Raw genomic sequence first — 12,877 nt, 5'->3', positions numbered from 1 at the left:
ACAGCTAAGGAGAGTTGAGATGCGCGAGATTATCGACATGGCTTGTACGCTCTGCAAGCAGAGAAACTACTCGTCCATGAAGAACAAGAAAAACGATCCGGATCGGTTGGAGCAGAACAAGTTTTGTAAGTTCTGTCGAAAGCACACGCCTCATAAGGAAGTGAAGTAAGTACTGAAGATGATAAGGGCTGAGTCGTGGAAGGGACCGTCGGAAAGTGGGCCCTCAACGCTCGTAGCTCGGTACTGAAAGGGGAGGGGCATGGTGTTAATGGTAGCACATCGGTCTCCAAAACCGAGAGTCTGGGTTCAAATCCTAGTGCCCCTGCCAACCTCGATGTGCTTCTGCTGTAGCCCTTAGGAGCGCGGTAGAGGCTTTGTGGGGTGATGAAAGTTGAGCCTGGGGGTGCGATCGGGCTTGGTAATTTGGGCGAGTGGCTCATAGGTTTGTAGGGATCTTTGTGTTGGTTGGGCAGTAACGCGCGGAGTATCTGATGTTCAAGCGTATGACAGAATCAATTCGGTTGTTTGTAACGGACGTGCGGACCGAGATGAAGAAAGTCTCGTTTCCGAGTCGTGCAGAAACGATTGGCTCAACAACAGTCGTTATTGTGTTCTGTATCCTGATGTCGGTCTACTTGTCCGTCGTTGACTCATTCCTCTCCTGGTTGGTTGGGAAGCTCATTTGAATCAGTCAAGAAGAGGCGCTGCAGTATTTCATCGAAGGCCTGAGGGTGGTGCATGATAAAGAACTGGTACGTCATACATACGTACGCGGGTTTTGAGGGGCGTGTGAAAACCAGCCTCATGGAACGTGCGAGTCAAATGGGGCTTGTGGAGAAGGTTGGGCAGGTGCTTGTTCCGACGGAAGACGTGATCGAAATAAAAGATGGGAAACGGCGGACTTCTCGTCGGAAGTTCTTCCCGGGGTACGTTCTCGTGGAGTTGGAGTCTCCGTTGGCGGACGAGACGCTTCAGATGATCAAGGAGACCCCTAAAGTAACGGGATTTGTCGGCGGAGGAGTTGTGCCAACGCCGCTGAGCGATGAGGAAGTCGAGTCCCTGCTCAAGCAAGTTGATGCGGGTCAAGCGGAACCGCGTGAGCAGGTCAAATTCATCAAGAGTGATAATGTCCGCATTATCGATGGTCCATTTTTGGGGTTCAATGGCGTGGTGGACGAAGTTGACCAGGATCATAGCCGATTGAAAGTCATGGTCAGCATCTTCGGTCGGTCGACCCCGGTTGAATTGGGATTCTTGCAGGTTGAACGGATTTAATGCAGCGGTCAGCGGTTAGCCGTCGGCTCTCAGCGTAGGATGAAGGCCGAAAGCTCAAAACTGAAAGCTCGGGAGAGGAGACATGGCAAAAGAAGTTTCAGCACAGATTAAATTGCAAATCCCGGCTGGTAAGGCCAATCCAGCGCCTCCGGTGGGTCCGTCGCTGGGCCAGCATGGCGTCAATATTATGGAGTTTTGTAAGCAGTTTAATGCCAAGACCCAGAAGGAGGGGGATAGTATCATCCCCGTGGTCATCACTGTCTATAAGGATCGCACATTCAGCTTCATCATGAAGACGCCTCCGGCTTCGGATTTACTGAAGAAGGCGGCCGGGGTCATTAAGGGCTCTGGTGTCCCGCAGAAAGATAAAGTGGGAAAAATTACCAGGCAGCAGCTGAATGAGATCGCGCGCAAGAAGATGTCTGATCTGAATGCGGCCGATGTGGAGGGGGCAGCCAGAATTATCGAAGGGACTGCGCGAAGCATGGGTGTTGTGATTCAGGGTTAATTTTCGAGACCGAAGGAGCGGCAGGCTATGGGAAAGAAGATGAATGCGGCGCTCAAGAATGTTGAGCCGCGTGTCTACGGATTGCGTGAGGCGGTTGAGACCGTGAAGCGCTCGGCGTTTGCGAAGTTTGATGAGTCGGTCGATCTGGCGCTTCGGCTTGGGATCGACCCTAAGCGTTCAGATCAGCTCGTTCGCGGAACGGCAGCGCTTCCTCATGGGACGGGCAAGAAGGTTCGCGTGCTGGTCTTTGCCAAGGGCGAAAAGGAGCAGGAGGCAAGACAGGCGGGGGCGGACTACGTGGGTTCCGATGATTTGATGGAGAAGATCAAGGGCGGGTGGATGGACTTCGATTGTGCCATTTCCACACCTGATCTCATGGCGTCTGTCGGAAAGCTCGGAAAGCAGCTTGGGCCTCGAGGTTTGATGCCGAATCCGAAAACGGGGACGGTGACATTCGAAGTCGGGAAGGCTGTTGCCGATATTCGGAAGGGACGGGTTGAATTCAAAGTTGAAAAGGCTGGTATTGTGCATGTGCTGGTCGGAAAAGTGTCCTTTGATCCGGCAAAGCTCTACGACAATGCCTCGGCCATTCTTGAATCTGTCATTAAGGCAAAGCCTGCTTCCTGTAAGGGGCGCTATCTCAAGAGTGCCACGATTACGAGCACGATGGGACCGGGAGTGAAGTTGGATACCATCGCACTGACGAAGCAGTGGAGTTAGACGAAGGACGTCGGTCATCAATGGTCGATTTGGAAGGCCCGGTAGGTCCTGATCGATCAGTGGTAGATGGCGAAACCTCGTAGAAGGAGAGCGATGAAGAAGGAAGAAAAGGTTACGACAGTGACGGCACTGGCTGAAAAGTTTGGTCGCGCCAGGTTGGCTATCTTGACGGAATGTGTCGGTCTTCCTGTCAATGAGGTCACGGAATTGCGCAAACAGCTCCGAGGGGTCAAGGCCGAATACCGAATCGTGAAGAATACGCTCGCGGCTCGAGCTGCGGAAGGGACGGCGTTGATCGGGCTCAAGGAGCATCTCAAGGGACCGACCGGTGTCGTCATTGGGTATGATGATCCGGTATTGCCGACCAAGGTGCTGAAGGATTTTATCGGAGCGGAGAAGCGGGGAGAGAAGATTAAAATGACGGCCGGTGTGCTGGAGGGCAAGCTTCTTCAGCCGGCTGATCTCGTGGCCGTTGCGGCACTGCCTAAGAAGGAAGTGCTCATTGCGATGTTGCTCTCGGCCATGCAAGGGCCGATTCGTGGTGTTGTGTATACATTAAGTGCGGTGCTGTCAAAGTTTGTCAGAGTCATTGCAGCCATTCAGGATAAACGGAAAGGAGAAGGGGAGATGCCAGCTACAGAAGGAAAATTGTCGCAAGAGGAATTGATCAAGGCCATCGAAGGTATGAGCGTGCTCGATTTAGCCGAGCTTGTGAAGGGATTGGAAACGAGATTCGGTGTTACGGCGGCCGCTCCAGTTGCGGTAGCGGCGGCACCGGCTGCTGGCGGAGGAGCGGCGGCACCGGCTGAAGAGAAGACGGCATTCGATGTCATTCTTGCATCCGCACCGGCAGACAAGAAAATCCAGGTCATTAAGGTGGTTCGAGAACTGACCAATCTTGGGTTGAAGGAAGCAAAGGATCTGGTCGAAGGCGCTCCGAAACCGGTCAAGACCGGAGTGGCCAAGGAAGAGGCGGATACGATGAAGAAAAAGCTCGAAGAAAGCGGTGCAAAAGTCGAAGTGAAGTAGGAACATCATTCGTCATAGTCACTGGTCATTGTGCATGAGCGGCAGGTCGATCGCTGTTGACCTGTTTGCACGTGTCGTGACCGGTGGCTGCTGTTCACCGCCAACCAGTGTGGAGGAGTAGGAATGTCCGAAACGACTCTGCAGGAGTTCGTCGAGCGGAAAGATTTTTCACGCATTCGAACCAATATCGATATTCCAGATCTGATCGAAATTCAGAAGCGCTCCTACGAGGAGTTTCTGCAATTTGAGGTCGAGCCGGATCGCCGGAAAGATTATGGATTGCAGGCGGCGTTGGCCAGCGTATTCCCGATTCCAGACTACAACAATACGGCTGTACTCGAATTCTCAAGTTACACCTTGGGTGTACCAAAGTACGATGAACGCGAGTGCCTTGAGCAAGGGATGACCTTTGCTGTTCCGCTGAAGCTGCGTGTTCGCTTGGTGGTATTCGATAAGGAAGATAAGGGGCCTCGTAAGAAGGTGCTCGATGTGCGGGAGCAAGAGGTTTATGTCGGTGAATTACCTCTGATGACCGAACGAGGGACCTTTATCGTCAATGGAACCGAACGAGTCGTCGTCAGTCAGCTTCATCGATCGCCTGGTGCCTCCTTCATTCATGATAAGGGGCGTACGCATGCGAGCGGGAAGGTTTTGTACTCGGCGCGCATTATCCCCTATCGAGGCTCATGGCTCGACTTTGAGTTTGATGCCAGGGACATTCTTTATGTCCGGATTGATCGTCGGCGGAAAATGCCCACCACGATTTTGTTGAAAGCGTTCGGCTTTTCGAGTGACGATTTGCTCAAAATGTATTATCCCGTTGAGGAAATCCGGGTATCGAAGGGCAAGATGTTCCGCAAGTTGGATGCCGAGATTCATCATGGACTTCGCTGTTCCGCTGAGGTCACGGACAAGAATAGCAAGGAACCGTTGGTGCGAGAGGGGGCTCGGCTGACGAAAGGGATGATCGCCAAGCTCAAGGCGGCAGGAGTGAAAGAAATCCCGATGCTTCCCGGGGAGTTGGTGGGCCGCGCCGTTCTTACGGAGGTCGTCGATTCAAAGAAAAACAAGCTGGCGGAGAAGAATCAACGGTTGACTGCCGAGATTGTCGAGCAAATCGTCGAGAGCGATGTCGAAGAGTTTAAGGTGATCTATCTCGATATGGCCACGGCCACGCCGGTGATTCTCGATACGTTGGAGATGGAAAAGATTGGGTCAAAAGAGGAGGCGATGGTGGAGATCTACCGTCGTCTGCGCCCGGGGGAGACTCCATCAGTCGATACCGCGCGGGCCTTGTTCGATAATCTTTTTCTGAACTCCAAGCGGTACGATCTGTCGCCAGTTGGTCGTCTTAAGCTCAATAAGAAGCTCGGATTAGATTTGCCGCTCGAACAGCGGACTCTCACCGCCCAGGATATCGTTGAAGTCATTCGCTATCTCGTGAATCTGAAGATCGGAAAGGGAGAAATCGACGACATCGATCACTTGGGTAATCGTCGTGTACGATCCGTCGGTGAATTACTCGAAAATCAGTTTCGATTGGGCCTCGTTCGGATGGAGCGCAGCATCAAGGAACGGATGAATCTCCTTGATATGGAAACGGTTCTCCCTCACGACCTGATCAACGCCAAGCCGGTGGTTGCGGCGGTCAAGGAATTCTTCAGCAGTAGCCAGCTATCTCAATTTATGGACCAAACGAACCCTCTGGCCGAGATTACGCATAAACGCCGTCTGTCCGCGCTTGGTCCTGGCGGGTTGACCAGAGAGCGTGCCGGGTTCGAGGTTAGAGACGTGCATCCGTCTCACTATAGTCGTATCTGCCCGATTGAAACGCCGGAAGGTCCGAACATCGGGTTGATCACGTCGCTGGCCACGTATGCGCGGATTAACCAATTTGGATTCATTGAGGCACCCTATCGAAAGGTTGTAAAAGGGCGTGTCACGGATGAAATGGAATTTCTCTCAGCGATCGAAGGCGATAAATACATCATCGCTCAGGCAAACTCGAAGCTGGATGGGACTAATAAGTTAGTGTCGGAAACCGTGTCTTGTCGTCATGGTGGAGACTTTGTCTTAGCCGCGCCGGATAAAATCGATTATATGGACGTATCGCCAAAGCAAGTCGTAAGTGTCGCGACTGCTCTTGTGCCATTTTTAGAGCATGACGATGCCAACCGCGCGCTGATGGGATCCAATATGCAGCGGCAGGCTGTGCCGTTGGTCACGTCCGAATCTCCGCTGGTTGGGACAGGCATGGAAGCTGTGGTCGCAAGAGACTCCGGGTATGTGATTCAGGCTCGGCGTCCGGGTGTTGTCGAGAGTGTCGATGCGACTCGCATCGTCGTGCGGGCCGAAGCAAAGGACGGCAAGAAGGGGAAAGATTCGGGGCTGGATGTATACGATCTCATTAAGTTCCAGCGATCAAATCAAAACACCTGCATTACGCAGACTCCCGTGGTTCGAATCGGTCAGCCGGTTAAACAGGGCCAAGTGTTGGGAGACGGGCCGGCGATTGATCATGGGGAGTTGGCATTGGGGAAGAACGTGCTGGTCGCGTTCATGCCCTGGGGCGGATATAACTTCGAAGACGCCATTTTGCTCAGTGAAAAGTTGGTCCGCGAGGATGCCTTCACGTCAATTCATATTGAAGAGTTTGAAGTTGAAGCTCGGGACACCAAGTTAGGGAAGGAAGATGTGACGCGAGATATTCCCAACGTTGGGGAAGAGGCGCTGCGGAATTTGGATGAAAGCGGCATCATTCGTATCGGTGCCGAGGTAAAGCCTGGCGATATCCTCGTCGGTAAGGTGACGCCAAAAGGTGAGACTCAGCTGACTCCGGAAGAGAAATTGCTCAGGGCGATCTTTGGTGAGAAAGCCGGCGATGTGAAGGATACGTCGCTCACGGTGCCTCCTGGTGTTGAAGGCATTGTCGTCGACGTGAAAATCTTTTCACGCAAAGGGCTTGATAAGGATGAACGATCGAAGAGCATTGAAACCGACGACCAAATGAAATTGCAGCGTGATCACCATGAAGAGCTGCGGATCATTGATGAAGAGAAGACGAAGAAGATCCGGAAGCTCTTGCTCGGTAAGGTCGTGGGACGCGATCTGATGGATCCTGAAAGCGGCGATGTCATTCTGAAGAAGAAGGGAAAATTGACCGCCGAAATCCTCAAGCGATTGCCCGATGACACGGTGCGGCACATTATCCTGAGCGATCCAGACGAGCAAAAGGAGTTGGAGGATGTCGAACGGAGGGCGAAGGAGCAGATCGAGATCCTTCAAACGCTGTATGACGAGAAAGTCGGCCGGCTAAAGCGAGGCGATGAATTGCCTCCAGGTGTCATCAAGCTGGTCAAGGTCTATATTGCGATGAAGCGCAAGATTCAAGTCGGCGACAAGATGGCCGGCCGTCACGGCAATAAAGGCGTTGTGTCTCGAGTGTTGCCGGAGGAGGATATGCCCTACTTGCCGGATGGGACTCCCGTTGAAATTGTCTTGAATCCGCTTGGTGTGCCATCTCGTATGAATGTCGGACAGATCTTGGAAACCCACCTTGGATGGGCGGCAAAGGCATTAGGGGTGAAAGTGGCGAGCCCGGTCTTTGACGGAGCCTCTGAGAAAGAAATTAAGGAATTGCTCAAAAAGGCGAAGCTGCCAACGAGTGGCCAAGCACATCTCGTTGACGGAAAAACCGGAGAGCCGTTCGGGAGCCCGGTTACCGTCGGGTATATGTATGTGCTCAAACTGCACCACTTGGTGGACGACAAGATTCACGCACGGTCCATCGGTCCGTATTCGCTTGTGACGCAGCAGCCGTTGGGCGGGAAGGCCCAATTCGGAGGCCAGCGATTAGGGGAAATGGAAGTGTGGGCTTTGCAGGCGTACGGAGCGGCGTCGACATTGCAGGAATTCCTCACGGTCAAGTCCGACGATGTCCCTGGACGGTCTCGCATGTATGAAGCGATCGTCAAGGGTGAGCCTTTCCTTGAGCCGGGGCTGCCTGAGTCGTTCAATGTGTTGGTCAAGGAGTTGCAGAGTTTGGGACTTGATGTCGAGTTAGTGAAGACGCAAGACTAACCGCTTGTGTGTCGGCGAGTGGCCGGCATCGGAGGAGGTCATTACCTTGGAAGGCGTATATACATTATTTGAAAAGCAGCGGGATTCTGTCTCGTTTGATTCGATGCGTATTCGCATCGCCTCGCCCGAGAAAATAAGGTCCTGGTCCTATGGTGAGGTCAAAAAGCCGGAGACGATCAATTATCGGTCATTCAAGCCGGAAAAAGATGGGCTCTTCTGTGCCAAGATTTTTGGCCCAACGAAGGATTGGGAGTGCAATTGCGGAAAATATAAGCGGATGAAACATCGCGGAATCGTCTGCGATAAGTGCGGCGTTGAAGTCATTCAATCGAAGGTTCGTCGCGAGCGAATGGGACATATCGAATTAGCTGCGCCTGTCGCCCATATTTGGTTTTTGAAGGGTGTACCGAGCCGTATCGGAACTCTCCTCGATATGAGCCTGAAGCAGTTGGAGAAGATTCTTTACTTTGAAAGCTACGTGTGTGTGGATCCCGGATCAACGGATCTCTCGGAAAAAGAGTTAGTGCCTGAGGATAAGTTGCGCACGCTTGTTTCGGAGTATGGATCGAGTGGGTTTAAGGTCGGGATTGGGGCTGAAGCCATCCGTGACTTGCTGAGGAAGATCGATATCAATGCGTTGTGGGACGAACTGCAGGTAAAGGCCCGAGCGTCCACTTCTGCGGCGATGAAAAAGAAGTACGCGAAGCGACTTAAGGTACTTGAAGCCTTTAGAAAGTCTGGCAATAAACCAGAGTGGATGATCATGGATGTCATCCCGGTTCTTCCCCCAGAACTACGCCCATTGGTTCCGCTGGATGGTGGGCGATTTGCTACGTCTGACCTAAACGATCTCTATCGACGTGTGATTAATCGCAACAATCGGTTGAAGCGTTTAATGGAGCTGAAGGCGCCGGGGGTCATCATCCGGAATGAAATGCGAATGTTGCAGGAGGCGGTCGATGCCCTTTTTGACAACGGGCGGAGAGGGCGTGCCATTCGTGGACCAAACAAGCGGCCACTGAAGTCGTTAAGCGATATGCTCAAGGGAAAGCAGGGGCGGTTCCGACAGAATCTGCTCGGGAAGCGCGTAGATTATTCAGGTCGTACAGTCATCGTCGTCGGCCCTGAGTTGCGCCTTCATCAATGCGGGTTGCCCAAGAAGATGGCGCTGGAATTGTTCAAGCCGTTTATCTTCCATAAGCTGGAGGCTCGTGGGGCGGCGACAACGATTAAAAGTGCGAAGCGGTTGGTAGAGAAAGAGCGCCCGGAGGTCTGGGATGTGTTGGATGAGGTCATTCGGGAGCATCCGGTATTGCTGAATCGGGCGCCAACGCTCCATCGATTGGGCATTCAAGCGTTTGATCCTGTGTTGGTGGAAGGGAAGGCGATTCGCTTGCACCCGCTCGTCTGCGCGGCGTTCAACGCAGACTTCGATGGAGATCAAATGGCGGTGCATGTGCCGTTGTCTGTGGAGGCACAGGTTGAAGCGCGCGTTTTGATGATGGCCATCAACAATATTCTCTCCCCGGCTAACGGGAAACCGATTGCCGTGCCCTCACAGGACATGGTGTTGGGATGTTACTGGCTGACAAAGGAACGGCTCGGAGCCAAGGGTGAGGGGAAGGTCTTCGGGTCAGCTGAAGAAGTTCGGATTGCATTTGATGCGCGTGAAGTGGATGAGCATGCTCGAATCAAGGTGCGCCTGTCCGGCTCACTGGTGCAGACGACCGTCGGCCGGGTGCTGCTCTCTGAAATTCTCCCGTCTGGGCTTCCATTCGCGAATGCGAATAAGCTCATGACAAAGAAGGAAATGACCAAACTTATTGATGCGGTCTACCGTCAGACCGGCCATCGCGACACGGTGGAATTTCTGGATAAGATCAAGGATATCGGCTTTACCTATGCGACAAAAGCCGGGTTGTCGATCTGTATCGACAACATGCACATTCCCAGTAAGAAAGAAGATTTTATCGGGAAGGCGCAACGAGAGGTCAATGAGATAGAGAAGCAGTATTCTGAAGGGTTGATCACGAACGGAGAGCGGTACAATAAGGTCATCGATATCTGGGCGCACGTCACGGAACAGGTTTCCAATGAGATGATGAAAGAGCTTGGGGCTGGCGGCGATCCCGGTAAGGTTGAATCGTTTAACCCCATTTTTATGATGGCTGATTCCGGTGCGCGCGGCAGCTCACAGCAAATCCGCCAGCTGGGTGGGATGCGCGGTCTCATGGCAAAGCCATCGGGTGAGATCATTGAAACACCGATTACGGCTAATTTCCGTGAGGGGCTGACGGTGTTGCAGTATTTTATCTCCACTCACGGTGCCCGTAAGGGTCTTGCTGATACCGCGCTGAAGACCGCCAATTCAGGGTATCTGACTCGTCGCCTCGTCGACATTGCCCAGGACGTGATCATTCACGAGATCGACTGTGGGACGCGCGACGGCATTACAGTCAGCCCCCTCGTGGAAGGTGGGGAAGTCATTCAGCCTTTAGAGGAGCGAATCCTTGGCCGGTTGGCGGCCGAGGACATTCGTGATCCCGTGACAGGGGAAATCATTGTTTCCTGGAACGAGGAAATTACTGAGGAGCTGACAAAGTCGGTTGTTGAGGCCGGAGTGGACCGTGTCAAGATTCGATCCGTTCTGACCTGCCAAGCGCCGCGTGGGGTGTGCCGGGCCTGTTATGGGCGTGACTTAGCGCGGGGGCGTCTGGTCGAGAAAGGTGAGCCGGTCGGTGTCATTGCGGCACAGTCAATTGGAGAGCCTGGAACGCAGCTCACCATGCGGACGTTCCATATTGGTGGTACGGCCAGTAAGGTGGTGGAGCAAACGGTGGTCGAGGCCAAACATGCCGGGCGGATCAAGTTCATGAGTTTTGATGCGAAGAAGAACGCCGACATTCACAATGCTGGGATTGCTGTTCGCAATAAAGATGGTGAGTGGGTCGTCATGAATCGCAATACGAAAATTGCGATCGTGGATGAGAGTGGCCGAGAGCGAGAGAAGTACCCCGTTGTGTACGGGGCAAAGATCAAGATCAAAGATGGCGATCCCGTTGTCGTCGGGCAAAAACTCGTTGAATGGGATCCGTACTCTCTTACGATCCTAACAGAGGTGGGGGGGAGAATAGCCTACGGGGACATCGTCGAAGGTGTCACGATGAAGGACGAGTTTGACGAAGTGACGGGTTTGTCGCGCAAGGTAATCATTGAACATACCGGTCAAACACTTCGTCCTCGTGTGTCGATCAAAGATGACGGTGGTAAGACGGCTAAGGTGCCTGGCGGCTCGAATGCTGTCGCACGATACTTATTGCCGGTTGGGGCCCATATCTTCGTTGAGAAGGGGGCCACGGTATTTCCCGGGGACGTCTTAGCAAAGATTCCTCGAGAGACCACAAAGACAAAAGATATTACTGGGGGTCTTCCTCGTGTCGTGGAGCTCTTTGAAGCCAGAAAGCCAAAAGAGCAGGCCGTCATCACGGAAATCGATGGCGAGGTTTCTTACGGTGGGTTTGTGAAGGGGCAGCGTAAGGTGTTGGTCGACAATAAGATGGGCGATGTGAAGGAGTATTTTATCCCCAAAGGAAAGCACGTCAACGTACATGAGGGCGATTGGGTTCGTGCTGGCGAGCCCCTTATGGATGGGTCGGCCAATCCTCACGACATTCTGGATGTTCTTGGTCCTAATGAGTTGCAGAAGTATTTGGTGGATGAAGTTCAGGACGTCTATCGGTTACAGGGTGTGTCGATCAACGACAAGCACATTGAAATCATCGTGAGGCAGATGTTGCGCAAGGTTCGCGTTGAGGACCCTGGAGACACCCAATTTCTACCTGGGAGTCAGGTGAGTAAGGGGGTCTTTGAGAGGGAGAATGAGCGAGTACTGTCCAAAGACGGAACCCCGGCCTTAGGAAAGCCTGTGCTGTTGGGTATTACGAAGGCGGCCCTGACGACCGACAGCTTTATCTCGGCGGCGTCCTTCCAAGAAACTACGCGCGTCTTGACGGAAGCGGCTATCAATGGTCGCGAGGATAATCTCTTGGGATTGAAGGAGAACGTCATTGTCGGGCGTCTCATTCCTGCCGGATCCGGGTTTGAGGAGTATCGAGATACATTTGTGATGAGTGAAAAACCGGAAGGCCTGTCCGTTGGTGCTGGAACGCCAGCCGCTGCTCTGACATCAGAGCCAGCTGTGTCCACCACGTCAGGAGAAAATACTCGATCGTAGCAAAGTTGTGGTCGTTCACCCCTTGACAGTTGGTGATCGCGTCACTATAATCCGGCGGCTTTGCAGATGATGGGACGTAGTTGATATCTTGAAGAGGATCTGAACGGAATGCCTACGATTAATCAGTTGGTTCGAAAAGGGAGGGTGTTTGTCAAGTCCAAGACGAAAAGCCCTGCCTTGAGGTCATGTCCTCAAAAAAGAGGAGTCTGTCTGCGTGTTTATACGACAACCCCTAAAAAGCCAAACTCGGCATTGAGGAAAGTTGCTCGTGTGCGTTTGACGAACGGAATGGAAGTGACGACCTATATACCTGGTGTGGGGCACAATCTCCAGGAGCACTCGATCGTGCTCGTGCGAGGAGGACGCGTCAAGGATCTTCCTGGTGTTCGTTACCATTTAGTTCGTGGTGCATTGGATGCCGTTGGGGTTGCCGGTCGAAAGCAGAGTCGTTCGAAGTACGGAGCTAAGCGTCCAAAGTAAACATCTTGTTGTGATGGATTTAATCTAGATATCGGAATAGGTCACTATGCCACGCAGTAGATTTTTAGGTCAGCGAGAAGTGCTTCCGGATGTTCGCTATCGAGACAAACTGGTGGGAAAGTTTATTAATGCCCTGATGAGTAGCGGGAAAAAGAGCACGACTGAGCGTATCTGCTACGGAGCCTTCGATGCGATTCAGGAGAAAACGGGTGGCGATCCACTCAAGGTATTTAAGGCGGCGGTAGATAATGTGAAGCCGATTGTTGAGGTGAAGTCTCGCCGCGTTGGGGGCGCTTCGTATCAGGTTCCGGTTGAAATCAGGCCGGCTCGACGTGTTTCGCTGGCGTTGCGTTGGTTGTCGCAATTTGCTCGTACGCGTGGTGGGAAGAGTATGCGTGAAAAGCTCGCAGCCGAATTGATTGATGCTTCAAATAACACTGGGGCTGCGGTCAAGAAGCGGGAAGACGTGCATCGGATGGCTGAGGCCAATAAGGCCTTTGCTCATTATCGCTGGTAGCGTCGTTCTGTGCTGCAGTTGAGCCGTGCTGCGA

Annotated in this window: 10 protein-coding genes, 1 tRNA gene and 1 pseudogene; all 12 read left to right on the top strand. The window is 52.9% G+C overall.

The features are described from left to right. Nucleotides 1-19 precede the first annotated feature (19 nt). The 12 genes and pseudogenes from rpmG (at nucleotide 20) to rpsG (ending at nucleotide 12,843) form a co-directional block, all read left to right on the top strand. Nucleotides 20-169, top strand: coding sequence for a 50S ribosomal protein L33 (rpmG, locus tag COMA1_RS11025; RefSeq protein WP_090748314.1), 150 nt, complete (start codon nucleotides 20-22; stop codon nucleotides 167-169). 84 nt (nucleotides 170-253) lie between these two features. Continuing rightward, nucleotides 254-328, top strand: a tRNA-Trp gene (locus COMA1_RS11020). Between the two features lie 175 nt (nucleotides 329-503). Continuing rightward, nucleotides 504-686: a preprotein translocase subunit SecE gene (gene secE / locus COMA1_RS11015; RefSeq protein WP_245631003.1), complete on the top strand. Its 183-nt coding sequence runs from the start codon at nucleotides 504-506 to the stop codon at nucleotides 684-686. A 52-nt stretch (nucleotides 687-738) separates the two neighbouring features. Beyond that, complete coding sequence (nusG, locus tag COMA1_RS11010) at nucleotides 739-1,275, top strand: transcription termination/antitermination protein NusG (RefSeq protein WP_090748309.1); 537 nt, start codon at nucleotides 739-741, stop codon at nucleotides 1,273-1,275. Nucleotides 1,276-1,357: 82 nt separating this feature from the next. Then, the gene (gene rplK, locus COMA1_RS11005; protein WP_090748306.1) at nucleotides 1,358-1,783 is read left to right on the top strand and encodes a 50S ribosomal protein L11; all 426 of its coding nucleotides are present in this window, start codon (nucleotides 1,358-1,360) and stop codon (nucleotides 1,781-1,783) included. 27 nt (nucleotides 1,784-1,810) lie between these two features. Further along, nucleotides 1,811-2,503, top strand: a complete 693-nt coding sequence (rplA, locus tag COMA1_RS11000) for a 50S ribosomal protein L1 (protein ID WP_090748302.1) — start codon at nucleotides 1,811-1,813, stop codon at nucleotides 2,501-2,503. A gap of 66 nt (nucleotides 2,504-2,569) precedes the next feature. Further along, a pseudogene (rplJ, locus tag COMA1_RS21605) lies at nucleotides 2,570-3,103 on the top strand (50S ribosomal protein L10); the annotation flags it as partial. A gap of 27 nt (nucleotides 3,104-3,130) precedes the next feature. Next, complete coding sequence (gene rplL / locus COMA1_RS21600) at nucleotides 3,131-3,532, top strand: 50S ribosomal protein L7/L12 (protein WP_245631049.1); 402 nt, start codon at nucleotides 3,131-3,133, stop codon at nucleotides 3,530-3,532. A 123-nt stretch (nucleotides 3,533-3,655) separates the two neighbouring features. Then, complete coding sequence (gene rpoB / locus COMA1_RS10990; protein ID WP_090748296.1) at nucleotides 3,656-7,612, top strand: DNA-directed RNA polymerase subunit beta; 3,957 nt, start codon at nucleotides 3,656-3,658, stop codon at nucleotides 7,610-7,612. A 46-nt stretch (nucleotides 7,613-7,658) separates the two neighbouring features. Next, complete coding sequence (gene rpoC, locus COMA1_RS10985) at nucleotides 7,659-11,846, top strand: DNA-directed RNA polymerase subunit beta' (RefSeq protein ID WP_090748291.1); 4,188 nt, start codon at nucleotides 7,659-7,661, stop codon at nucleotides 11,844-11,846. A gap of 108 nt (nucleotides 11,847-11,954) precedes the next feature. Continuing rightward, nucleotides 11,955-12,326, top strand: a complete 372-nt coding sequence (gene rpsL / locus COMA1_RS10980) for a 30S ribosomal protein S12 (protein ID WP_090748288.1) — start codon at nucleotides 11,955-11,957, stop codon at nucleotides 12,324-12,326. Nucleotides 12,327-12,372: 46 nt separating this feature from the next. Next, nucleotides 12,373-12,843, top strand: coding sequence for a 30S ribosomal protein S7 (rpsG, locus tag COMA1_RS10975; protein WP_090748285.1), 471 nt, complete (start codon nucleotides 12,373-12,375; stop codon nucleotides 12,841-12,843). Nucleotides 12,844-12,877 lie beyond the last annotated feature (34 nt).

Source organism: Candidatus Nitrospira nitrosa (assembly GCF_001458735.1).
Lineage (GTDB): Bacteria > Nitrospirota > Nitrospiria > Nitrospirales > Nitrospiraceae > Nitrospira_D > Nitrospira_D nitrosa.
This window is presented reverse-complemented; position numbering and strand designations above follow the sequence as displayed.